Origin of the sequence: Sulfitobacter sp. PS-8MA, assembly GCF_040933935.1 — a bacterium.
GTDB lineage: Bacteria > Pseudomonadota > Alphaproteobacteria > Rhodobacterales > Rhodobacteraceae > Sulfitobacter.
The window spans coordinates 607139-629226 of the sequence record NZ_JBFQYJ010000006.1 but is presented as its reverse complement, the minus strand read 5'-3'; the positions used below and the strand labels follow the sequence as shown (position 1 = coordinate 629226).

Genomic DNA, 22088 nt, shown 5'->3' with positions numbered 1-22088 from the left:
CACAGCAATCAGGAGAAGCGCCATGCTGACGAACAGCGACATCGAAGATCTGACGCAGTTTCGCAGAGCGCTTCACCAATACCCCGAGGTTTCGGGCGAAGAGGCCGAGACCGCGCGGCGCATCGTGGCGGCGCTCGAAAAACTGAGCCCCAGCCGCATCCTGACCGGCCTCGGCGGCCATGGTGTCGCGGCGGTCTTTGACAGCGGCAGCCCCGGCCCCACGGTGCTTTTCCGCGCCGAGTTGGACGGGCTGCCGATCCCCGAGGAACACGACATTCCCTGGGCCTCCAAGGTGGCGGGCAAGAGCCATGTCTGCGGCCATGACGGGCATATGACCATGCTGCTGGCCCTTGGCCGCATGATCGCGCGGCGCCCGGTCGCCAAGGGGCGCGTCGTGTTGATGTTCCAGCCGGCCGAGGAAGACGGCAGCGGGGCAAAGGCCGTGGTGGCCGACCCGGCCTATGCCGAGATCGCCGCCGATTGGGCCTTTGCCATTCATGTGGAGCCGGGCCAACCCTTTGGCCATGTCTCTTCCGGGCCGGGGCTGATCAACTGCGCCTCGCAGGGCATGGCCATCACGCTCACGGGCAAGACCGCCCATGCAGCCGACCCCGAAGACGGCACCTCCCCCGCCTTGGCGGTGGCGCAATTGCTGCCGGCGATCGACGCGCTTGGCGCAGGCGGCCCGCTGGATGAGCATTTCCGGCTGGTCACCCTCACCCATACCCGCATTGGCGAGCCGAGCTTTGGCATCGCCCCCGGCGAAGCGGTGATCTATGCCACCCTGCGCAGCGCCCACGACGCAGGGCTGGCGGAGATCGAAGCGGATCTGCGCGCGCTGGTGGCGGATGTGGCCGCCGCGCATGGGCTGCAACACAGGCTCGAAACCTTCGACCATTTCGCAGCCTCGATCAACGCGCCGGAGGCCTATGAGGTCGCCCGCGCCGCGATGGCGGCCTTGGGTGTCTCCCACGGCGACGAGGGCGTGCCGATGCGCGCTTCCGAGGATTTCGGCGTCTTCGGCCATGGCGCGAAAGCGGCGATGCTCTGCCTTGGGCCGGGCAAGGACTACGCCGCGCTGCACAACCCCGATTATGATTTCCCCGATGACCTCCTCCCCATCGGCGCGGGTATTTTCGAGCGCATCGCGCGGGATTTGCTCGGCGCGGCTTGACATGCGCCGCCCCAGGCGCAGCTAAGATCCATGCAACCGCGCCGCTTGACCGGGCGCGGGACTTGGCAAAAGGTGGCCGGCATGTTCCCGATCCGCGATCACAACCCTTCGGGCCGCAGGCCCTATGTCACCTATGCGCTGATGGCGCTGAACATTGGCGTGTTTCTCTCCTATGTCGGGCTGATGGCGGATGGGCCGGCGCTTGGGGCTTTTTACTACAGCTACGCCCTGCTGCCTGCGCGGCTCAGCGCGGGCGAAGGCTATGCCGGGCTGCTGACCTCGATGTTTCTGCATGGCGGCTGGATGCATCTGGCAGGCAACATGCTGTTTTTATGGATCTTTGGTGACAATGTCGAAGATGAGATGGGCCATATCCCCTATCTGCTCTTCTACCTTGCCTGCGGCGTGGCGGCGGGGCTCGGTCAGGTGATGACCGAGCCGCTCTCCTGGGTGCCGATGGTGGGTGCCTCGGGCGCGATTGCCGGGGTGATGGGCGGCTATCTGCTGCTGTTTCCCCGCGCCAAGGTCGATGTTCTGGTGATCTTCATCGTGTTTTTCCGCATCTTTCCGATCCCGGCCTGGGTCATGCTGGGGCTGTGGTTCGGCCTGCAATTCATCGGCGGCATCGGCGCCACGCCGGGCAGTGGCGGGGTGGCCTATTGGGCGCATGCCGGGGGGTTCATCGCGGGGCTGGTGCTGACCCTGCCGCTCTGGCTGCGCCGGGGCGGCTTTGCCTTTTGGTCGCGCACCCATGGCCTGCCGCCCCATGCCTCGGCCCAGTATGACGTGATCGAAAGCCGCATTCCGAAAGTGAGACGCAAATGACCGAAACCTCTGAAACCCGCCGCGCCTCCTGCCATTGTGGCGCCGTGGTGATCGAAGCGCTATTGCCGCAGGGCCTGGCCTCGGCCTCGCGCTGCACCTGTTCCTTCTGCCGCCGCCGCGCCGCCGCGACGGTAACGGCCGTGGCCAGCAAGGTGACGGTGCTGAAAGGCGCCGAGAACCTGACCCTCTATACATGGGGGACCCACAGCGCGCAGCATTATTTCTGCAAGACCTGCGGGATCTACACCCATCATCAGCGCCGCTCGAACCCCGAAGAATGCGGCGTGAACCTCGGCGCGCTTGAGGGGGTCCACCCCTGGGAGCATGAACCGCTGCCCTATAGCGATGGGATCAATCACCCCTCCGACCGCGACTGACCGTCAGGAACTCGACAGCGCCCCTTGAATCCGTGCCAGCAAACTGGGCCGCGCCGCCACCGCGGCCTGCGTCGCGACGCTTTCATGCAGCCGTTCCGACGGGTCCGCCCCCACCACCCGCCGCCGGCGCGACATGAGGATACGCCCATGCCCGCGCCACTGCCCGACAGAGGGCGCCGTCGGGTCTTGCGGAAAGCGATGCGCCCAGCCCAGCGGCAGCGGCAGCCCGCTTTCATGCATCCGCGACAGCAGCCAGACCAGCGGAATGTTGGACAGGGGCCGCGCCGCCTGATGGCCGCTGAGATGCCCGCCCACATCCCCATGGGTGCCGGTAAACCACACCTGTTCCAGCCGCCCGCCATAGTTTTTGGGCGTGGTCCAGAGCACCGGGCGATAGGCGACACGGTTTTCGTTCAAGGCCAGCGCCTGAAAGCCGTTTTTGACGATCAGGGCAAGGTCATGGTTGTGAAAGGCATGGCGCGGATAGGACAGCCGCCAGAGCAAGGGCGCGTTGATGCCCAGCGATTTCACCGTGTCCCACACGCCGATCGCCTCGATCTCAACCTCCGGATGGCAATTCGCCTCGGCAAAGGCGCGGCCCGCCTCGCTCAGCTGCTGCGCCTCATAATGGCGGTAGACATCGCGGATGTTGCGTTCGGTCGCCGCCTCGGCGCGCAGCAGGCCGACCCGGTCGATCACCCCCGCGAGCGAGCGCACCGCATAGGCGCCGCGCGAATAGCCCATCAGGAAAATCCGGTCGCCGGGCCGGTAGCGCGAGGCAAGATAGCCATAGGCGCGGCGGATCTGGCGGTTGATCCCGCGCCCCATGATCACATCGCGCGCACTGCGCCAATCGCGCCACTGAAGCCCGGGCTCATAATAGATCGAGAGCGCGCTGCCCATCTCGCGGCAGAGCCCATAGGCGAGCCCCGCGTTGGTCTCCTCGCCCGGGTCCAGTGACGACATGGTGCCATCGAGGATGATCACATGGGTGACCGCCCCCCGGCGCGGGCCGAAATCCGTTTCCGGCCGCCGCCAAAGCCGCCCGAACAGGCGCCGAAACAGGCTCTCACTCCGCCGCGATTGCGTCACCTTGCAGCATCTCCCAAACCCGGTGCGGCGTGAAGGGCATATCGGCCTGCCGCACGCCATGGTCCCACAGCGCATCCTGCACCGCATTCGATACCGCCGCCAGTGCGCCCACGGTTCCCGCCTCGCCACAGCCTTTCATCCCCATCGGATTGGCGGTCGAGGGCACCGGCTCGGAGGTGAAGGAGATCATCGGCAGGTCCGCCGCGCGCGGCATCGCGTAATCCATGAAGGTGGCGGTCAAAAGCTGGCCGTCTTCGTCATAGACCACCCGCTCCTGCACCGCCTGCCCGATGCCCTGCGCCACCCCGCCATGCACCTGCCCTTCGGCCAGCATCGGGTTGATCAGATTGCCGAAATCATCCACCACCGTATAGCGGTCCAGCGTCACCACGCCGGTTTCGGGGTCGATCACCACCTCGGCCACATGCGCGCCATTGGGATAGCTGCGCCCCGGCAGGCTGGCGCGTTCATGGTGGCTCAGCAGATCGTCACGCCCCTTGGCGCGGGCCATCTCCGCCACCTCCAGCATGGTGGGCGTGAGGTTCGAGCCTTCGGCGCGGAAGCGTTCACCGTCAAAGGTAACCTCGGACCCATCGACGCCCATTTCCCCGGCCAGAAAGGCCACGAAGACCTCAGTGATCTTGGCCACCGTGGCCAGCGTGGCGTTGTTCTGCGTGGTGACCGAGCGTGACCCGCCCGTGCCGCCGCCCTTTTGGATCAGATCACTGTCGCCCTGCACGACGCGGATGCGCCCGGCCGGGATGCCGGTCTGGTCCGACAGAAACTGCGCATAGACCGTCTCATGCCCCTGCCCGTTGCTTTGGGTGCCGACATAGATCGTCACGCTGCCGTCCTCCTCAAAAACCACTTTGGCGCCTTCCGCAGGGTCGCCCAAAATGCTTTCGATATAGTAACACAGCCCCTGCCCGCGCAGCAGGCCGCGCGCGGCATCGGCATCGCGCCGGGCAGTAAAACCTGCGCGATCCGCCGCATCCGCCGCCCGGGTCAACAGCCGCGAGAAATCGCCCACGTCGTAAAGCTCCCCCGTCGCGGTTCGATAGGGAAACTGATCCGGCTTGATAAAGTTGATCCGCCGCAGCTCCCAAGGGTCGACCCCCAACTCCCGCGCGGCGCGGTCCATCAGCCGTTCGAGCACATAGATCGCCTCGGGCCGCCCGGCACCGCGATAGGCGTCGACCTGCACCGTGTTGGTGTAAAAACCTTCGACATGCAGATAGGTGGCCTGCACGTCATAGACCCCCATCAAGACCTTGGAGAACAGCTGCGACTGGATCGGCTGGCCGAACTGGCTGTTATAGGCCCCCAGATTGCAACGCGTGTCGACCCGGTAGGCGGTGATCTTGTGGTTTTCGTCAAAGGCGAACTCGGCCCAAGACACCAGATCGCGCCCGCCGTTGTCGGTGAGCATGGCTTCCGTGCGCTCCGACATCCAGCGCACCGGACGGCCCAGGGCCCGCGCCGCTTGGGCCACGCAGAAATACTCCGGATAGGTCATCGCCTTCATGCCGAAACCGCCGCCCACATCGGGGTTGGTCACGCGCACCGCCTCCGCGCTGAGCCCAAAGGCTTTGACAAAGAAGCCTTTATGCGCCCAGACCCCTTGCCCGCCTAGGGCGACATGCAGCCGCCCATCGGCCCATTCCGCATAGCAGCCGCGCGGCTCCATCGAATTGACGATGATCCGATTGTCGCCCACCTCCAGCTTGACGCGATGCGCGGCCTTGGCAAAGGCAGCCTCGACCGCCGCTTCATCGCCCATATGCCAGTCGAAAGCGCGGTTGTCGGGCGCCTCGGGGTGAAGCGTCTCGCCGCCCGGGGCGAGGTCCATCTTGGCGGGCAGATCATCGGCGTCGAAAAGGATCAGCTCCGCCGCGTCACGGGCCTGTTGCAGCGTTTCGGCCACCACCAGCGCCACCGGCTCACCCACATAGCGCACCCGGTCCTTGGCCAGCATCGGGCGCAGCGGTTTGGCACCCGCGCTGCCATCGCGGTTTTCGACCACCGTCCCGGGCAGCGCAATATCCAGCCCCGCAGCTTCCAGATCGGCGCAGGTCAGCACCGCCTGCACCCCCTCCGCCGCGCGGGCCTCGCTGACGTCGAGCTCGGTGATCACCCCATGCGCGACGGGGGCGCGAAAGAAGAAACCCTGTAGCGCGCCTGGCGGAGCGATGTCATCGACATAGCGCCCCTGCCCGGTCAGAAACCGCTGGTCCTCCACCCGTTTGACCGGCTGGCTCTTGCCGAACTTCTCCATCTGTTGCTGCCCCTGCTGCCTGCACTGCTTTCAGGCAACAGTAGCGAGCCGCGTGTCAGTGTCCAGAGGCGCACCCGCTTAGAGGGTGGAACTGTCGCGTCAGAGCCCCGAGACCAGTTCGACCCGCGCCACCCCATAGCCGTTGAAAGCCGTCGACATGGCGATCGAATAGGCCCCCATGCCACCGAACAGAAGGTAATCGCCGGTCTGCGTGTCTTCGGGCAGCGGCAGCCCGTCGGGCAGGCGATCAAGCGAGTCGCAGGTGGGGCCAAAGACGATGCGCGGGGTCCGGGTTTGATGGCGCAACGCCCCCTCGGGGCCAACCACGTCGATCAGGCCGGAGAGGCCCATATCGCGCAGATCGGCCAGACCGCCATAGATCCCGTCGTTAAGAAACACCGTCTCGCCCGCGCCCCGCATCCCCTTGATCCGCGCCGCCAAGACGGCGGCATCCGCCACCATCGCGCGCCCCGGCTCGCAGAGCAACGTCGGGGCGTCATCGCCAAAGCTTTCGGCCAGAGCGACATTCACCGCCGCGAACACTGCCGCATGATCCGGCGCGTCAAAGCCCCGGTCGACGGCAAAGCCGCCGCCGATGTTCAAACGGGTGATCGAGACATCCGCCGCCCGCAGAATACCCGCCGCCGCCCGCACATATTGCGCCCAGGCCTGCGGGTCATTGCACTGGGTGCCGGGATGGAAACAGAGCGAGGGGGTAAAGCCCATCTTGACGACCTCGCGCAGCAGCTCTGCCGCCAGATCGGGCGCCGCGCCGAATTTCGCGCCGAAATCATAGGCCGCGCCCTTTACCGGTAGCGCAAAACGCACCGCCACCTCGGCACTGCGCGGCACCTCCGCCAGCTTCGCCAGTTCCGAGAGGTCATCGACAGACCAGCTCGCCACGCCCGCCGCGATCCCGGCGGCCACCTCATCGGTGGAGCGCATCGGGTTGTTGTAATGCAGCACCGCCTGCGGACAGACCGCCCGCACCGCCGCCATTTCCGCCGGGGAGGCCACATCGAAAGTCGTGATCCCCGCCGCGACGAGGTTCGACAGCACTTCGACCCGGTCATTGGCCTTGACCGCATAGGTCACCAAACCCTCGAAATCCGCCTGAAAGCGCCGCGCCGTGGCTTGCAGCACCGACGGCGCGAGGAAGAGCACCGGGGCGTCAGGGCTGTGTTTGGCCAGAAAGGCGGCGGGCGTGTCGGACAGGGGGGCGGTATGCTGCATCGGAACCTCAGGTTTTTGCTTTTCTCCAGCAAATCATCATTCTTGGTCGATTCATCGTGGCAGTACGCCTATTATGACGGAAACTTTGAGCATATTGACGAAATGATACCACAGATCGACGACACAGATCGCGCACTGATTGCGGCTTTGCAGGGCAATGCCCGCCAGCCCATTGCCGATCTTGCCCGCAAGCTTGGCCTCGCCCGCACGACAGTTCAGGCCCGGTTGGAGCGGTTGGAGCGCAGCGGCGCGATAGCAGGCTATACGCTCCGTCTTGGCGAAGCCGCCCGCGCCCCACTTCACGCCACGGCGCTGGTCAATATCGAACTCCGCGCCGGCCCCGCCGTGCTGGCCCGTCTGCGCAGCTTGCCCGGCGTGCAAGTCGTCCACACCACCTCGGGCCGCTTTGACCTGCTGGTGCAGATCGCCGCCCAGACCACGCATGAGCTGGACGAGACCCTCGACCGCATTGGCGAGACGCGGGGGGTGAAGGGCAGCGAGAGCCTCATTCACCTCAGCACCAAGATCGACCGCCGCGGCTAAGGCCGCGCGCCTTACGCCATGGGTCTTTCCCTCGCCGCGCCAGACCGCTAAACGGGGCGCAACAAAAGGGATCATGACCATGGCACTCGAAAAGACCTTCAACGCCGCTGAGGCCGAAAGCCGCATCTACGCCGATTGGGAAACCAAGGGCGCTTTCAAAGCGGGCGCCAACGCGCAGCGCGACGAGCATTTCTCGGTAATGATCCCGCCGCCAAATGTCACCGGCTCGCTGCACATGGGCCATGCTTTCAACAACACGTTGCAAGACATCCTCGTGCGCTGGCACCGGATGCAGGGGTTCGACACGCTTTGGCAGCCGGGGCAAGACCACGCGGGCATCGCCACGCAGATGGTGGTGGAGCGGGAATTGGCCGCCTCTGGCCAACCCGGCCGCCGCGAGCTGGGGCGTGAGGCTTTCACTGCCAAGGTCTGGGAGCAAAAGCAGAAATCCGGCGGCACGATCATCGACCAGCTGCGCCGCTTGGGCGCCTCTTGCGACTGGTCGCGCAATGCCTTCACCATGTCCGGCGCGCCGGGCGCGCCTGCGGGTGAAGAGGGCAATTTCCACGATGCCGTGATCAAGGTCTTCGTGGATATGTACAACAAGGGTCTGATCTACCGCGGCAAACGGCTGGTCAACTGGGACCCGCATTTCGAGACCGCGATCTCCGACCTTGAGGTCGAGAGCACCGAAGTCGACGGCCACATGTGGCACTTCAAATATCCGCTGGCGGGGGGCGAGACCTATACTTACGTCGAGCGCGACGAGGACGGGAATACGCTCTTCGAGGAAGAGCGCGACTATATCTCCATCGCCACCACGCGGCCCGAAACCATGCTGGGCGACGGCGCGGTGGCGGTTCACCCATCGGATGAACGTTACGCCTCAATCATTGGGAAACTCTGCGAAATCCCCGTTGGCCCGAAAGAGCAGCGCCGCCTCATTCCGATCATCACCGATGAATATCCTGACAAGAACTTCGGCTCCGGCGCGGTGAAGATCACCGGCGCGCATGACTTCAACGACTACGGCGTCGCCAAGCGCAACGGCATCCCGCTCTATGCGCTGATGGACACCCAAGGGAAAATGCGCGCCGATGGGCTCCCCTACGATCAGGCCGCCGCCCGCGCGCAGGCCATTGCCGAGGGATCGGAAGCCGCCCCCGAGGACGCGACCGAGATCAACCTCGTGCCGGAAGCCTACCGCGGCCTGGACCGTTTCGAGGCCCGCGAGCGCGTGGTCGCGGACGTAACCGCCGAGGGTCTCGCCGTGATGACAGAGGCCACCGACCCCCGCCTTGGCCGCGCCGCCAAGAAGGCCCCGGTCGAGCCCGGAGAGGGCGGCGAGATGCGCACCGAGGAAGAGAACCTCGTGCCGCTCATTGAGGCCAAGAAGATCATGCAGCCCTTCGGCGACCGCTCCAAAGTGGTGATCGAGCCGATGCTTACGGACCAGTGGTTCGTTGCCACCGACAAGATCGTGCAGCCTGCTATCGATGCGGTGCGTTCCGGCGAGGTGACGATCCTGCCCGAGCAGGACCGCAAGGTCTATTTCCACTGGCTGGAGAACATCGAGCCCTGGTGCATCTCGCGCCAACTCTGGTGGGGGCACCAGATTCCGGTGTGGTTCGACGACGAGGGCAATGAATATTGCGCGCCGACTGAGGCCGAAGCGCAGGCCATGGCGCCGGGCAAGACCCTGCGCCGCGATCCCGACGTTCTCGACACATGGTTCTCTTCCGGCCTCTGGCCCATCGGCACGCTGGGCTGGCCCGAACAGACCGCGGAGCTGGAGAAATACTTCCCCACCTCCGTGCTGGTCACCGGCTTTGACATCATTTTCTTCTGGGTCGCCCGGATGATGATGATGCAATATGCCGTGGTCGATCAGAAACCCTTCGACACCGTCTATGTCCACGCGCTGGTGCGCGATGAGAAGGGCAAGAAGATGTCGAAGTCCTTGGGCAATGTCCTCGACCCGCTGGAGTTGATCGACGACTACGGCGCCGATGCGGTGCGTTTCACGCTGACCTCAATGGCCGCCATGGGGCGCGACCTGAAGCTCTCGACACAGCGCATCGCGGGTTACCGCAACTTCGGCACCAAGCTCTGGAACGCGCATCGCTTTGCCGAGATGAACAACGTCTTCGACGCCATGCCCGCCGCGATGCCGCAGCCGCAAGCCACGCTGAACAAATGGATCGTGGGTGAGACCGCCCGCATTCGCGAGGAAGTCGACGCGGCCCTCGGCAACTTCCGCTTCAACGATGCGGCCAATGCGCTCTACGCCTTCGTCTGGGGCAAGGTCTGCGACTGGTATGTCGAGCTCTCCAAGCCGCTCCTGCAGGACGACGCGCCCGAGGCCGAGGAGACCCGCGCGACCATGGCTTGGGTGCTTGAGCAATGCCTGATCCTGCTGCATCCGATCATGCCTTTCATCACCGAGGAGCTGTGGCAGACCACCGCCAAGCGCGATGAGCTTTTGGCCCTCACCGATTGGCCCAGCTACACCACCGCCGATCTGCTCGACGCCGATGCGGATCGCGAGTTGAACTGGGTGATCGGCCTCATTGAGAGCATCCGTTCGGCGCGTCAGCAAATGCATGTGCCCGCCGGGCTGAAGGTGCCGATGCTGGTGACCGAGATGGACGACGCCGCCCAAGGGGCGTGGGACCGTAACGAGGTGATGATCAAGCGCCTCGCGCGGGTCGAGAGCCTTGAACGCGCCGAGAGCTTCCCGAAAGGCACCGTGTCGATTGCCGCCCCGGGCGCGCGCTTTGGCCTGCCGCTGGCGGGGCTTATCGACATCGACGCCGAGAAGGCGCGTTTGCAAAAGTCGCTCGACAAGCTGGGCAAGGAGATCGGCGGGCTGAAGGGGCGTTTGAACAACCCCAAATTCGCGGCCTCCGCCCCCGAAGAGGTCGTGGCCGAAGCGCAGGCGAACCTCGCCGCGCGTCAGGAAGAGGCGGACCAGTTGCAGGCAGCGCTGGACCGGTTGGCCGAACTGGGCTGACTAGAGGTAACGGAGCCGGGCAGCGCCAGACCGCGGGATGGCGCTGCCTAGGGGGCAGTTGGGCAGTTTATTCCCGCTGCGCTTAGGCCACGACCACAGGACGGCACTCCAATAGCAAAAGCGCCAGCCCGTCCGGGCGGTCAGGCGCTGCCCGGCGGCCTTACGGCCTTGATTCCGGGCTGTGGAGCGCGACGTTCACGCCGCGCTTGCCGGATCACTTGAACACCGCAGGCCGCTTGCCGAACTCCGCCGCGATCACCTCCATCTGCTCGGGCTTGCCCAAGAGCGCCGCCTGTTCGCGCGTCTCCGCCTCAAGCACATCCGCGTCCGACGCCCCCGATTCCGCATAGCCGATCAACCGTTTCGCCGCCTTCACCGCGTTCGGCCCCTTCCCCGCGATCACCTGCGCCAGTTCCAACGCCGCCGCCTGCGGATCATCGGCCAATTCCGTCACCAGCCCCCAACGCTCCGCCTGCGCGGCATCCACCGGCGCGGCGGTATAGGTCAACCGCCGCAGCACATCCGAGCGCAGCAGCCGCGGCAGCAGAACCATACCGCCCATATCCGGCACGATGCCCCATTTCATCTCCATCACCGCGAGCTTCGTCTCCGGCGCGGCAATGCGAATATCCGCGCCAAGCGCCAGCTGCATCCCGGCGCCATAGACCACCCCATGCAGCGCCGCGATCACCGGAATCTCCAAACGGTGCCAGACCATCGAGACCTCTTGCCATTTGTTCGTCGTGCCCTCGCCATGGGTGCGCGGCATGATCAGCGCCTCGATGTCCTGCCCCAGCATTCCCGACAGCCCGCCAATGTCGATGCCCGCGCAGAACCCTTTGCCCGCGCCCGAGAGCAGCACCACCCGGGCATCCGAGGCTGCCACCTCCTGCCCCGCCGCGATGATCGCCTCGATCATCTCATCATCCACCGCGTTCATCTTATCCGCGCGGGTGAGGGTCACATGGGCGATATGGTCTTCGATCCGAACATCGACGCGGGGCATGGTAATTCTCCTGACTGTTTGGCGCAGTTCACCGCAGATCGGCGCGCCGCGCCAGCAAAACGTCGCGGCAGGGGGCAGGCTCTTGCCCTGCCGACCCGGCGCCCCTAAACCTAGCGCATGACACATATACGCCTGACCCCGCTCGCCGAAAGCCTCCCCGCCAATGTCCCCTTTGTCGGACCCGAAGCACAGGAGCGCGCATCGGGCCGGCCGTTCAAAGCGCGGCTGGGGGCCAATGAGAACATCTTTGGCCCCTCCCCCCGCGCCATCGCGGCGATGGCCGAGACCGAGATGTGGAAATATGGCGATTCCGAAAGCGTGGAGCTGCGCGCCGCACTGGCCGAGTTGCACGGCATCCGCCCCGAGAATATCATCGTCGGCGAAGGCATCGACGGGCTTTTGGGCTATCTCGTGCGGCTGCTGGTCGGCGAAGGCGATGCGGTGGTGACCTCCGAGGGCGCCTATCCGACCTTCAACTACCATGTCGCAGGCTTTGGTGGGGTGCTGCACAAGGTCCCCTACCGCGACGATCACGAAGACCCCGCGGCGCTTTTCGCCAAAGCGGCGGAGGTGGACGCGAAGATCGTTTACCTCGCCAACCCCGACAACCCGATGGGGACATGGTACGAGAGCACCGTGCTGGAGCGCGCGCTGGACGATCTGCCCCAAGGCAGCCTGCTGTTGCTCGATGAAGCCTATCTCGAATGCGCCCCCGAAGGCACCGCACCCGAACTTTCCGCCGATGACCCGCGGGTGATCCGGATGCGGACATTCTCCAAGGCCTACGGCCTCGCCGGGGCGCGGATCGGCTATGCGATTGCGGCGCCGGAGTTGATCACGGCCTTTCACAAGGTCCGCAATCACTTCGGCCTGAACCGCGCGGCACAGGCGGGCGCGCTGGCCGCGGTGCAGGATCAGGACCACCTGCGCCATGTGCAGAGCGAGATCGCCGCGGCCCGCGGCAGGATCACAGAGATCGCGGCCGAGAACGGGTTGAGCGCCCTGCCCTCGGCGGCCAATTTCGTGGCCATTGACTGCGGCCAAGACGGTGCCTTTGCCAAAGCGGTGCTGGAGGCTTTGGTGGCGCGGGGCATCTTTGTCCGCATGCCCTTTGCCGCGCCGCAAAACCGCTGCATCCGGGTGAGCTGCGGCAGGCCGGAGGATCTCGACCATTTCGCCGCCGCATTGCCCGAGGCCCTGGCCGAAGCGCGCGGGGCCTAAGCCCCGCCCATCACCTCTGCCGCGGCGGCCAGCGCGCCGGGGCCGTGGTCAATCTTGAGCGCGGTCATCGCCGCCTCAATGCCCCCCAGCAGCCCCATGACCATATGGCCGTTGACATGGCCCATATGGCCGATCCGGAAAAACCCATGCCAGGCGGGATCGCCCCTATCGGCCATGCCAAGCCCGATGCCCAGGGTCAGGCCAAGCCTGTCCTGCACCCAATCGCGCAACTCGGTGGCATGGGGTGCTTGCAGCCGCAGCGCGGTGACGGCATGGCTGCGCAGGCGGCGCTCTTGCACGTTCAACCGCAGGCTGCCTTCGGCCGCCCAGGCCTCGCTGGCGGCCCAGATCGCGCGGGCCAATGTCGCATGGCGCTGCCAGACCTGTTCGATCCCTTCCTCTGTGATCATGTCCAAAGCGGCGCGCAGCCCATAGAGGTGATGTGTCGGCGCGGTGCCGCCATGATACTGATAAAAATCCTCGGCATGCGCACGCGGGGTCCAATCCCAATAACGGCTGACCCGGGGCAGCCGCGCCCGCGCCGCCTCGGCCCGGTCGTTGAAATAGACAAAGGCCATGCCGGGCGGCACCATCAGCCCCTTTTGCGCGGCGGTGACCATGACATCGACGCCCCAGGCGTCCATCTCGAAGCGCTCGCAGCCCAGTGAAGCGATGCAGTCGACCATCAAGAGCGCGGGGTGGTCGCAATCGGTCATCACGGCGCGCAGGGCGGCAATGTCATTGCGCAGCGAGGTGGACGTGTCCACATGCACCGCCATCACGGCCTTGATTTTATGAACGCCATCGGCGCGCAGACGTTCGCTGACCTGATCCAGATCGATCGAGGCCGCGCGGCCGAAATCCATCACCTCCACCGCGGCCCCAAGCCCCGTCGCCATCTCGCCCCAGCCAATGCCAAACCGCCCGGTGGCCAGCACCAGCACCTGATCCCCGGGGGCCAGAACATTGCTCAAGGCCGCCTCCCAGGCGCCGTGACCGTTGCTGATGTACATCGCGACCTGATGTTTGGTGCGCCCCACCTGTTTCAGATCGGCAATCAGACCCGGCATCATCTCGACCAACTCGCCCTCGTAGATATTGGGGGCCGGACGGTGCATCGCGCTCAGCACCGCTTCGGGGATGACAGAGGGCCCGGGGATCGCGAGATAGGAACGGCCCTGGGCCAGTTTTTGATGCTTTGTCATAGGATTAAAGGCCATTCTTATATTGCGCGACCACGCTGCGGTCGGCGTCACCTTACTGCGCAGGCTTTGCCGGTCAATCCCCGCAGCACGCCCCGCCAAGCGCGCAACAGAGGTCATGAAATTTGCGCGCCGCGCCCGCCGCAGCTCCCGCTTCACCGTGACAGTTGCTTGCCCTGCCCCCCATGCTTCACTACACCTTACCCGATTGCCCAAAAGGACCACGGCGGGATGAATGATGAAAGCTACACCTCCGCGCAACTGATGCGCTGGCTCTGGCGGGACTATCTGAAGAAACACACCGGCCTCATGGCCGTGGCGGTGTTTTTCATGATCGTCGAAGGCTCCACCCTCGGCGTGCTCGCCAAGCTGATGGAGCCGATGTTTGACCGGGTGTTTGTCGGCGGCGACCGGGGTGCGCTCATCTGGGTCGGGCTGGTGCTGGTCGGCATCTTTGCCCTGCGCGCCCTGGCGACGGTGGTGCAAAAGGTGCTGCTGACCCGGGTGGCACAGCGCACGGCGGCGGATATGCGCATCGATCTGCTGGACCGGATGATGCGCCAGGACGGCGCCTTTCACCAAAGCCACCCGCCCGGCTTTCTGGTGCAGCGTGTGCAATCGGATGTGAACGCGGTCAGCGATGTCTGGCGCGCGGTTATCACCGGCGCGGGGCGCGATCTGGTGGGGCTGGTGATCCTGACCGGGGTGGCCGTGGCGATTGATCCCATCTGGGCGCTTTTGGCAATGATCGGCGTGCCGCTGATGATCCTGCCCGCAGCGATTGCCCAGCGGTTCGTCCGCGCCCGCTCGCGCGAGGCACGGGACCTCGGGGCCAGTCTTTCGACCCGGCTTGACGAAGTCTTTCACGGCATCGTGCAGATCAAGCTCAATGCGCTGGAGGCCTATCAGGCGCGGCAGTACCGCGAGTTGACCCGCACCTTCATCCGCACCGAGGTGCGCGCCGCCTTCGGCAATTCCGCGATCCCGGCGATGATCGACATCATGTCCGGCATCGGCTTCATGGCGGTCATCGTCTATGGCGGCTCCGAGATTATCGCGGGCAATAAGACCATCGGTGAATTCATGACCTTCTTCACCGCGCTTGGCTTTATGTTCTCCCCCCTGCGCCGTCTGGGGGCGATCAGCGGGCTGTGGCAGATGGCTGCCGCAGCGCTTGAGCGGATCAAGGAACTGCTCGACGCGCCGTTGCGCCTGCGCAGCCCGGAAAGCCCCGTGGCCCCGCCTGAGGGGCCGCCCGACGTGGTGTTGAAAGATGTGTCGCTGTCCTATGGTGAAGCGAAAGTGCTGGATGGGCTGCATCTGACCGCCAAGGCGGGCGAGACCACGGCGCTGGTCGGGGCGTCGGGGGCCGGCAAATCGACGATCTTCAATCTGCTCACCCGGCTGGTTGATCCGCAGTCCGGACAGGTGCAGATCGGCGGGACGGACACCAATGCCATGGCGCTTGACGATCTGCGCGGCATGTTCTCGGTCGTGACGCAAGAGGCGCTGCTGTTTGACGAAACCCTGCGCGAAAATATCGTACTGGGCCGCAGTGACGTCAGCGATGCGGTCCTGGATCAGGTGCTCAAGGACGCCCATGTGGCCGATTTCCTGCCACAGTTGGAACAGGGGCTCGACACCCGCGTCGGCCCGCGCGGCTCGGCCCTGTCGGGCGGGCAGCGGCAGCGGGTGGTCATCGCCCGGGCCCTGCTGCGCGACACGCCGATCCTGCTGCTGGACGAGGCCACAAGCGCGCTTGATGCACAGTCCGAACAGGTGGTGCAGGATGCGCTGGACCGGCTGGCCAAAGGCCGCACGACCATTGTCATCGCGCATCGGCTGTCGACCATCCGCAGCGCGGATAAGATTGTCGTCATGGACCGGGGTCAGGTGAAGGACGAAGGCACCCATGACGAGCTGATGGCGCGCGGCGGCATCTATGCGGACCTTTACCGTCTGCAATTCCGCGATGGCAAAACAGTGACCGACGCCCGCGGTCTTGGCGCCCGCCGGGCCAAGGCGCGGCGCGCGACAGCGCAACAGCCCAATCTGCTGCAACGGCTCGGCGCGGCGCTCTTTGGCTGATGCGGGGTTCCGAGGCTGGCCCGCCCCCCTTCCAGGTATCTTTGACCGCGATCAGCCTAAGGTCAGGGGCGTCGGTAGGCGGCGGCGAGGGTCTCGGGATCGGTGCCGCGGAGATAGCGGATCAACGTCCAGAGGTTTCGCGCGCCCCGCCGCACCCAGCCTTGCTGCCGGTATTTTTCGGCGCTGGTCACGGCAGAGACATTGAGGGGCCGGAGGCGACCGCGCAGCGCGCGTGCCAGAGCCACATCCTCCATCAAGGGCTGATCGGGGTAGCCGCCGACCGCATCATATAGCGCGCGGGTCAGCAGCAGCCCCTGATCGCCATAGGGCAGGCCAAAGCGGCTGCGCAGATTGGCCCAGCCCCCGACGATCCGGGCCGCGATGCCGCTTTGATCGAACCGCAGGTGACACCAGCCTGCCGCCCCGCTGTGACCCGCCATATGGTCCTGAACCGCCGCCGCCCAGCCCTGCGCCAGCACCGTGTCGGCGTGGAGCACCAGCAGCCATTCGCCTTGGGCCACCGCACAGCCGCGGCGCAACTGCCCGCCGCGTGAGGGCGCCCCGGTGATCAGCCCCGCCCCCCAGCCTTCGGCCAGACGCCCCGTCTCGTCCTGCGAGCCGCCGTCGCTGATGATGACCTCGCGGATCAACCCGGCCTGTAGCCCCTCGACCAATGCCGCGAGACAGGCCGGCAGCGATTTGGTCGCATCGAGCGTGGGAATGACGACAGAGATCGGTGCGCGCATGGTTGCCCCTTTTGAATGGGTTTGGCAGGCTATATGTCATGGCCAGCAATCGAAGGATACCCGCATGACCAAGCGCCGCATTCTGCGCCTGACCGGCCCCGACACCCGCGATTTCCTGCAGGGGATCGTGACCAATGACGTGAGCAAACTGGACCAAGGCCCGGTCTATGCCGCCCTGCTGACGCCGCAGGGGAAATATATGGCGGATTTCTTTCTGATCGCAGATGGCGACGCGGTGCTGCTTGACGTGGACGAAAGCCTTGGCGATATGCTGACCCAGCGGCTGTCGATGTATAAGCTGCGCGCCAAGGTGACGATCGAGCCGACCGACCTGCATCTGCACCGCGGCACCGGGGCTGCGCCCGAAGATGCAGTAGCCGATCCGCGTCATCCCGAAATGGGCTGGCGCGCCTACCGCGACACGCCGCAGACCGAGGACAAGACCGATTGGGACGCCCTGCGCGTGGCGCATCTGATCCCGGAAACGGGCGTGGAACTGACGCCTGATACATTCCTCCTCGAAGTCGGGTTTGACCGGATCAACGGGCTCGATTTCCGCAAAGGGTGCTATGTCGGGCAGGAGGTGACCGCCCGGATGAAGCATAAGACCGAACTGCGCAAAGGGCTCACCCGCGTCGATATCACGGGCGCGGCCGCGCCGGGCACGGCGATCACCGCAGAGGGGAAACCGGCCGGCACGCTTCTCACCCAGTCCGGCGGCCAGGCGCTGGCGCATCTGCGCTTTGACCGTGCGAAAGGCCCGATGCAGGCCGAAGACGCACAGATCACATGGCCCGGCCCTGCCGTTTAAGCCCGCCGGCAAAGAAAAAGCCCCGGCAAAACCGGGGCTGATCGATCCTCCACAGTATGACGTCGCGTCAAGCGCGTTCGACATATTCCATGGTTTCGGTGTTCACCACGATCGCTTCATCCTGCCCCACGAAGGGCGGCACGGTGATCTTCACACCGTTGTCGAGCACCGCAGGCTTGAAAGAATTCGCCGCCGTTTGGCCCTTCACGACCGGCTCGGTCTCGGCCACTTTGCAGGTTACCTTTTGCGGCAGCGAGGCGTTCAGCGCCTCTTCCTCGTGATATTCGACCACGATCATCATGCCGTCCTGCAAGAAGGGGCGACGCTCACCCAAAAGCTCGGCGGGGAGCTGCACCTGCTCATAGGTTTCGGTGTCCATCACCACCAGCATACCGTCGTCTTCATACAGAAATTGCTGGTCTTTTTGCTCCAGCCGCACGCGCTCGACCTTATCGGCAGAGCGGAAGCGTTCGTTCAATTTGGAGCCATTGCGCAGGTTGCGCAGCTCGACCTGGGCAAAGGCACCGCCCTTGCCGGGCTTCACGTGATCGACCTTCACCGCCGCCCAGAGGCCACCGTTGTGTTCAAGGACGTTTCCGGGGCGGATCTCGTTTCCGTTAATCTTGGGCATGTGACAAAACCACGACATAAGGTTGATGATAAGATGTCAGGTTCTATATCGGGAGGGATGGTTCCCTGCAAGCAGGCGATATCCAGAGGTCGCTGCGACAACTAGATATGCGCATGTTGCATGGGTGGTATGCTAAATAGTGGTATCCGAATCGCGCGATATCCGTCATAAGGAGCGCCAAGCCCGAATGACAAGAGCAAGAATAATCGAAAGGACGACGAGATGAAAGATTTCGTTGATGGCACCGCTTTCAACAATGAGCAAGGCAACCGCGCACGCAAGCTCTTTGCTGCTGTGGTACTCGCTGCTTTGGATGACGCTATTGCCGACGACAAGAAATATGGCAACGGCCCGGAACAGATCGCCCGCTGGGCCCGCTCGCGCGATGGCCGCGAAGTGCTGAGCTGTGCCGGGATCGACCCCAATGAGCGGGTTGTCGAAGGTCTGATGGAATTTGTCGGCAAAGGTGTGCGGACCTCCGTCGCCCTGTCGCGCGAAGAATCCGAGCGCCGCAATGCCGCGCTTCAGGCCGAAGCCGCCTAAGACATATCCGCCAAGCGGCGCAATTGACGCAGCCTTCGGGCTGCGTTTTTTTGTGCCTGCTCTTCGGGGATCGCTCTTTCCCCTGCCCTTGATTTGCGCCAATTTGCGCGCAACCAGGGGCAAGCTGACATGACCAAAGCCATCATGATCCAAGGCACCGGCAGCAATGTCGGCAAGTCGATGATCGTCGCCGGGCTGATCCGTGCCTGCTCCCGTCGTGGGTTGCGCGTGCGTCCCTTCAAGCCGCAGAATATGTCGAACAATGCGGCTGTCACCGAAGATGGCGGCGAGATTGGCCGCGCTCAGGCGCTGCAGGCCCGGGCAGCCGGTGTGGCCCCGCATACTGATATGAACCCGGTGCTGCTGAAGCCTCAAAGCGCCACCGGCGCGCAGCTTGTCGTGCAGGGGCGGGTCATCGGCCAGCAAGAAGCGCAGGACTTTGGCCGCCAGAAAGCCAGCCTGATGCCTGCGGTGCTGCACTCCTTTCACCGTCTGGCCGAGGGCTGCGACCTGATCGTGATCGAGGGCGCGGGCTCCCCGGCAGAAACCAACCTGCGCGCGGGTGATATTGCCAATATGGGCTTTGCCCGGGCGGCCCAGGTCCCTGTCGTGTTGATGGGCGACATCGACCGCGGCGGCGTGATCGCTCAGATCATCGGCACGCAAGCGGTGCTATCCCCCGAGGACAACGCCCTGATCCGTGGCTTTGGCGTCAATAAGTTCCGCGGCGACCGCCGCCTCTTTGACGCGGGCCGCGATGACATCGCCCAGCGCAGCGGCTGGCCCTGCCTTGGCGTGATCCCCTGGTTCGACGCCGCCCACCGCTTGCCCGCCGAAGACGTGATGGACCTGCCCGCCCGCGCCCGCTCTGGCGGGTCGGGCTGTGTCATCGCGGTGCCGCGCCTGCCGCGGATCGCGAATTTCGATGACCTCGACCCGCTCGCCGCGGAACCGGGCGTCGACCTGCGCATGATCGCCCCCGGTGCCCCCCTGCCCGCCGAGGCCGATCTGGTGCTGCTGGTCGGCTCCAAATCCACCATCGCCGATCTGGAAGCCTTCCGGGCCGAGGGCTGGGACATCGACCTTGCCGCCCATATCCGGCGGGGCGGCCATGTGCTGGGGCTTTGCGGCGGCTATCAGATGCTGGGCCAAACCATCACCGATGCGCAGGGCATCGAAGGCCCGCCCGCGCGGGTGGCGGGGCTGGGCCATCTGGATGTCGCAACCACCATGGCCCCCCTGAAACATCTGTCGGAAAAGTCCGGCCAGCACCCGGCGAGCGGCACCGCCCTCACCGGCTATGAGATCCATATCGGAGAGACCACTGGCCCCGACTGCGCCCGGGCCTGGCTCACTTTCGACGGCACGCCCGAGGGCGCGGCCTCCCCCTCGGGCCGGGTGCAGGGGTGCTATATGCATGGGATTTTCAGCTCGGACGCCTTCCGCCGCGCCTATCTCGGCGATTTCGGCGTCAGCTCGTCGCTGGACTTCGAAAGCGGCGTGGAAGAGACGCTGGAGGCGCTGGCCGACCATGTCGAGACCTATATGGATGTCGACCTGTTCCTCTCCCTCGCGGCAGAGGTCTCGGCTGGAGAGCGCGCCGCCCTCCAGCCAAACGCTTAAAACTCGACGACCGCGCGGATCGATTCACCCTTGTGCATCAGATCAAAGCCTTCGTTGATCTGATCCAGCGTCAGCTTATGGGTGATCATCGGGTCGATCTCGATCTTGCCGTTCATGTACCAATCGACGATCTTGGGCACATCCGTGCGTCCCTTGGCCCCGCCAAAGGCCGTGCCGCGCCAGACCCGCCCGGTGACCAGTTGGAAGGGCCGGGTCGAAATCTCGGCCCCCGCAGGCGCCACGCCGATGATGATGCTCTCACCCCAGCCCTTATGCGCGCATTCCAGCGCGTCGCGCATGACCTTGGTGTTGCCCGTGGCGTCAAAGGAATAATCCGCGCCGCCCTTGGTCAGCTCGACCAGATGCGCCACCAGATCGCCCTCGACTTTCGAAGGGTTCACGAAATCGGTCATGCCGAAATACTTGCCCGCTTCGGCCTTGTCGTCGTTCAGATCGACACCCACGATCTGATCCGCCCCGGCCAGCCGCAGCCCCTGGATCACGTTCAGCCCGATGCCACCCAGCCCAAAGACCACACAGCGCGCGCCCAGTTCGACCTTGGCAGTGTTGATCACCGCGCCAATGCCGGTGGTGACACCGCAGCCGATGTAGCAGATTTTATCAAAGGGCGCGTCCTTGCGCACTTTGGCCAGCGCGATCTCCGGCACCACGGTATGGTTGGCAAAGGTCGAGCAGCCCATATAGTGATGGATCGGCGTGCCATCGAGCATCGAAAACCGCGTCGTGCCATCGGGCAGCTTGCCCTGGCCCTGGGTCACGCGGATCGCCTGACACAGGTTGGTCTTGCCGCTGAGGCAATATTCACACTCCCGACATTCCGGCGTGTAAAGCGGGATCACATGATCGCCCGGCTCCAGCGTGGTCACGCCCTCGCCCACTTCCAGCACCACGCCCGCGCCCTCATGGCCCAGGATCGCGGGGAAGATGCCTTCGGGATCATCGCCAGAGCGGGTGAACTCATCGGTGTGGCACAGGCCGGTCGCCTTGATCTCGACCAGGACCTCGCCGCGTTTTGGGCCTTCGAGGTTCACCTCCATGATTTCAAGCGGTTTACCGGCTTCAACGGCGACGGCGGCACGGGTTTTCATCATGGGGATTCTCCTATTTGACGTTTGTCACGTCCCTATATGCGCCCCCCTTTGCACAAATGTCCATTTCCGACCAAGGCGGCACGAAAGACGGCCTGAGCGCTCAGCCGGCAATCGGCGCGTTGGATTTGATCTGCCGCAGGATCACATTGGTCGTGGCAGAGTTGACCGCCGGGTGCGGGAAGAGAAAGCTTTCGAGAAAGGCGTTGTAGGCCTCGATATCCCGGCAAAGGATGCGCAGGTGATAGTCGGCCTGCCCGGTGGTGGCGAAACATTCCGTCACCTCCTTGCGGGTCTGGATCGCGCTGATGAAACTGGCCAAAGCCGCCGCATCATGGCGGGTGAGATGGACATGAACCATCGCCTCAAAGCCCAGCCCCATGGCCTTGGGATCGACAATGGCCGCATAGCGTTTGATCACCCCGGCCTGCTCCAGCGCCTTGACCCGCCGCCAGCAGGCGGAGGCCGAGATATTTAGCTTTTCGGCCAGTTGCGCATTGGGCAGGCGGGAATCCTGCTGAAGCAATGTGACAAGCTGACGGTCGGTCGCATCTAGCGCAGACATCGGAAAAATCT

19 protein-coding genes are annotated in these 22088 nt (G+C 64.8%); 10 read left to right on the top strand and 9 right to left on the bottom strand.

From position 1 onward, the window contains the following. Nucleotides 1-22 precede the first annotated feature (22 nt). From AB4M76_RS06980 to AB4M76_RS06970, 3 genes are all read left to right on the top strand, one after another. A complete protein-coding gene (locus AB4M76_RS06980) occupies nucleotides 23-1174 on the top strand; it encodes an amidohydrolase (protein ID WP_368441072.1) in 1152 nt (383 codons plus the stop codon). A gap of 81 nt (nucleotides 1175-1255) precedes the next feature. Next, nucleotides 1256-1999: a rhomboid family intramembrane serine protease gene (locus tag AB4M76_RS06975; protein ID WP_368441071.1), complete on the top strand. Its 744-nt coding sequence runs from the start codon at nucleotides 1256-1258 to the stop codon at nucleotides 1997-1999. Further along, nucleotides 1996-2376 carry a GFA family protein gene (locus AB4M76_RS06970; RefSeq protein ID WP_368441069.1) on the top strand — a complete coding sequence of 127 codons (381 nt, stop codon included), beginning with the start codon at nucleotides 1996-1998 and terminating at the stop codon, nucleotides 2374-2376. Before AB4M76_RS06975 ends, AB4M76_RS06970 begins: the two co-directional genes overlap by 4 nt. Before the next feature lie 3 nt (nucleotides 2377-2379). Here the strand turns inward: AB4M76_RS06970 and AB4M76_RS06965 are convergent, their stop codons facing one another. The 3 genes from AB4M76_RS06965 to AB4M76_RS06955 form a co-directional block, all read right to left on the bottom strand. Then, nucleotides 2380-3429, bottom strand: a complete 1050-nt coding sequence (locus tag AB4M76_RS06965) for a DUF2235 domain-containing protein (protein ID WP_368442393.1) — start codon at nucleotides 3427-3429, stop codon at nucleotides 2380-2382. 16 nt (nucleotides 3430-3445) lie between these two features. Further along, nucleotides 3446-5743, bottom strand: a complete 2298-nt coding sequence (locus tag AB4M76_RS06960) for a xanthine dehydrogenase family protein molybdopterin-binding subunit (RefSeq protein WP_368441067.1) — start codon at nucleotides 5741-5743, stop codon at nucleotides 3446-3448. Nucleotides 5744-5842: 99 nt separating this feature from the next. Then, the gene (locus AB4M76_RS06955; protein ID WP_368441066.1) at nucleotides 5843-6976 is read right to left on the bottom strand and encodes a type III PLP-dependent enzyme; all 1134 of its coding nucleotides are present in this window, start codon (nucleotides 6974-6976) and stop codon (nucleotides 5843-5845) included. Nucleotides 6977-7078: 102 nt separating this feature from the next. Between AB4M76_RS06955 and AB4M76_RS06950 the strand changes: the two genes are divergently transcribed. Together AB4M76_RS06950 and AB4M76_RS06945 are read left to right on the top strand one after the other, a co-directional pair. Continuing rightward, nucleotides 7079-7519, top strand: a complete 441-nt coding sequence (locus AB4M76_RS06950; RefSeq protein WP_368442392.1) for an Lrp/AsnC family transcriptional regulator — start codon at nucleotides 7079-7081, stop codon at nucleotides 7517-7519. Nucleotides 7520-7598: 79 nt separating this feature from the next. Then, nucleotides 7599-10532 carry a valine--tRNA ligase gene (locus AB4M76_RS06945; protein ID WP_368441065.1) on the top strand — a complete coding sequence of 978 codons (2934 nt, stop codon included), beginning with the start codon at nucleotides 7599-7601 and terminating at the stop codon, nucleotides 10530-10532. Nucleotides 10533-10746: 214 nt separating this feature from the next. On the opposite strand, the gene AB4M76_RS06940 is transcribed toward AB4M76_RS06945, so the two are convergent. Then, the gene (locus tag AB4M76_RS06940) at nucleotides 10747-11538 is read right to left on the bottom strand and encodes a crotonase/enoyl-CoA hydratase family protein (protein WP_368441064.1); all 792 of its coding nucleotides are present in this window, start codon (nucleotides 11536-11538) and stop codon (nucleotides 10747-10749) included. Between the two features lie 117 nt (nucleotides 11539-11655). Here AB4M76_RS06940 and AB4M76_RS06935 point away from each other — a divergent pair, with 117 nt between their 5' ends. After that, nucleotides 11656-12759 carry a pyridoxal phosphate-dependent aminotransferase gene (locus AB4M76_RS06935; protein ID WP_368441063.1) on the top strand — a complete coding sequence of 368 codons (1104 nt, stop codon included), beginning with the start codon at nucleotides 11656-11658 and terminating at the stop codon, nucleotides 12757-12759. On the opposite strand, the gene AB4M76_RS06930 is transcribed toward AB4M76_RS06935, so the two are convergent. Then, entirely contained in the window at nucleotides 12756-13964 is a 1209-nt protein-coding gene (locus tag AB4M76_RS06930; RefSeq protein ID WP_368441062.1) for an alanine--glyoxylate aminotransferase family protein, read from the bottom strand. The genes AB4M76_RS06935 and AB4M76_RS06930 overlap by 4 nt on opposite strands. 228 nt (nucleotides 13965-14192) lie before the next feature. On the opposite strand from AB4M76_RS06930, the gene AB4M76_RS06925 reads away from it, so the two are divergent. Further along, the gene (locus tag AB4M76_RS06925) at nucleotides 14193-16049 is read left to right on the top strand and encodes an ABC transporter ATP-binding protein (RefSeq protein WP_368441061.1); all 1857 of its coding nucleotides are present in this window, start codon (nucleotides 14193-14195) and stop codon (nucleotides 16047-16049) included. Between the two features lie 62 nt (nucleotides 16050-16111). On the opposite strand, the gene AB4M76_RS06920 is transcribed toward AB4M76_RS06925, so the two are convergent. Further along, complete coding sequence (locus AB4M76_RS06920) at nucleotides 16112-16795, bottom strand: TIGR04283 family arsenosugar biosynthesis glycosyltransferase (protein ID WP_368441060.1); 684 nt, start codon at nucleotides 16793-16795, stop codon at nucleotides 16112-16114. A 64-nt stretch (nucleotides 16796-16859) separates the two neighbouring features. On the opposite strand from AB4M76_RS06920, the gene AB4M76_RS06915 reads away from it, so the two are divergent. After that, complete coding sequence (locus AB4M76_RS06915; RefSeq protein ID WP_368441058.1) at nucleotides 16860-17606, top strand: folate-binding protein YgfZ; 747 nt, start codon at nucleotides 16860-16862, stop codon at nucleotides 17604-17606. Between the two features lie 67 nt (nucleotides 17607-17673). Here AB4M76_RS06915 and efp read toward each other — a convergent pair whose 3' ends face one another. After that, nucleotides 17674-18237 carry an elongation factor P gene (gene efp, locus AB4M76_RS06910; RefSeq protein WP_368441057.1) on the bottom strand — a complete coding sequence of 188 codons (564 nt, stop codon included), beginning with the start codon at nucleotides 18235-18237 and terminating at the stop codon, nucleotides 17674-17676. Between the two features lie 222 nt (nucleotides 18238-18459). Here efp and AB4M76_RS06905 point away from each other — a divergent pair, with 222 nt between their 5' ends. Both AB4M76_RS06905 and AB4M76_RS06900 read left to right on the top strand, forming a co-directional pair. Then, nucleotides 18460-18780, top strand: coding sequence for a DUF6280 family protein (locus AB4M76_RS06905; protein ID WP_007120494.1), 321 nt, complete (start codon nucleotides 18460-18462; stop codon nucleotides 18778-18780). A 129-nt stretch (nucleotides 18781-18909) separates the two neighbouring features. Then, on the top strand, nucleotides 18910-20403 hold the full coding sequence (locus tag AB4M76_RS06900; protein ID WP_368441056.1) for a cobyric acid synthase: 1494 nt from the start codon (nucleotides 18910-18912) through the stop codon (nucleotides 20401-20403). On the opposite strand, the gene AB4M76_RS06895 is transcribed toward AB4M76_RS06900, so the two are convergent. Next, entirely contained in the window at nucleotides 20400-21512 is a 1113-nt protein-coding gene (locus AB4M76_RS06895; protein ID WP_368442390.1) for an S-(hydroxymethyl)glutathione dehydrogenase/class III alcohol dehydrogenase, read from the bottom strand. The two genes, AB4M76_RS06900 and AB4M76_RS06895, sit on opposite strands and share 4 nt — an antisense overlap. A 103-nt stretch (nucleotides 21513-21615) precedes the next feature. Continuing rightward, a complete protein-coding gene (locus AB4M76_RS06890) occupies nucleotides 21616-22077 on the bottom strand; it encodes an Lrp/AsnC family transcriptional regulator (protein WP_368441055.1) in 462 nt (153 codons plus the stop codon). Between the last annotated feature and the right edge of the window lie 11 nt (nucleotides 22078-22088).

Bases quoted from the DNA above. Each gene is read 5' to 3' on its own strand.
- AB4M76_RS06930 (WP_368441062.1), bottom strand. From the start codon at position 13,964: ATGACAAAGCATCAAAAACTGGCCCAGGGCCGTTCCTATCTCGCGATC.
- AB4M76_RS06940 (WP_368441064.1), bottom strand. From the start codon at position 11,538: ATGCCCCGCGTCGATGTTCGGATCGAAGACCATATCGCCCATGTGACC.
- AB4M76_RS06945 (WP_368441065.1), top strand. From the start codon at position 7,599: ATGGCACTCGAAAAGACCTTCAACGCCGCTGAGGCCGAAAGCCGCATC.
- AB4M76_RS06915 (WP_368441058.1), top strand. From the start codon at position 16,860: ATGACCAAGCGCCGCATTCTGCGCCTGACCGGCCCCGACACCCGCGAT.
- AB4M76_RS06960 (WP_368441067.1), bottom strand. From the start codon at position 5,743: ATGGAGAAGTTCGGCAAGAGCCAGCCGGTCAAACGGGTGGAGGACCAG.
- AB4M76_RS06925 (WP_368441061.1), top strand. From the start codon at position 14,193: ATGAATGATGAAAGCTACACCTCCGCGCAACTGATGCGCTGGCTCTGG.
- AB4M76_RS06955 (WP_368441066.1), bottom strand. From the start codon at position 6,976: ATGCAGCATACCGCCCCCCTGTCCGACACGCCCGCCGCCTTTCTGGCC.
- AB4M76_RS06900 (WP_368441056.1), top strand. From the start codon at position 18,910: ATGACCAAAGCCATCATGATCCAAGGCACCGGCAGCAATGTCGGCAAG.
- efp (WP_368441057.1), bottom strand. From the start codon at position 18,237: ATGCCCAAGATTAACGGAAACGAGATCCGCCCCGGAAACGTCCTTGAA.
- AB4M76_RS06970 (WP_368441069.1), top strand. From the start codon at position 1,996: ATGACCGAAACCTCTGAAACCCGCCGCGCCTCCTGCCATTGTGGCGCC.
- AB4M76_RS06950 (WP_368442392.1), top strand. From the start codon at position 7,079: ATGATACCACAGATCGACGACACAGATCGCGCACTGATTGCGGCTTTG.
- AB4M76_RS06980 (WP_368441072.1), top strand. From the start codon at position 23: ATGCTGACGAACAGCGACATCGAAGATCTGACGCAGTTTCGCAGAGCG.
- AB4M76_RS06935 (WP_368441063.1), top strand. From the start codon at position 11,656: ATGACACATATACGCCTGACCCCGCTCGCCGAAAGCCTCCCCGCCAAT.
- AB4M76_RS06975 (WP_368441071.1), top strand. From the start codon at position 1,256: ATGTTCCCGATCCGCGATCACAACCCTTCGGGCCGCAGGCCCTATGTC.
- AB4M76_RS06895 (WP_368442390.1), bottom strand. From the start codon at position 21,512: ATGAAAACCCGTGCCGCCGTCGCCGTTGAAGCCGGTAAACCGCTTGAA.
- AB4M76_RS06890 (WP_368441055.1), bottom strand. From the start codon at position 22,077: ATGTCTGCGCTAGATGCGACCGACCGTCAGCTTGTCACATTGCTTCAG.
- AB4M76_RS06905 (WP_007120494.1), top strand. From the start codon at position 18,460: ATGAAAGATTTCGTTGATGGCACCGCTTTCAACAATGAGCAAGGCAAC.
- AB4M76_RS06920 (WP_368441060.1), bottom strand. From the start codon at position 16,795: ATGCGCGCACCGATCTCTGTCGTCATTCCCACGCTCGATGCGACCAAA.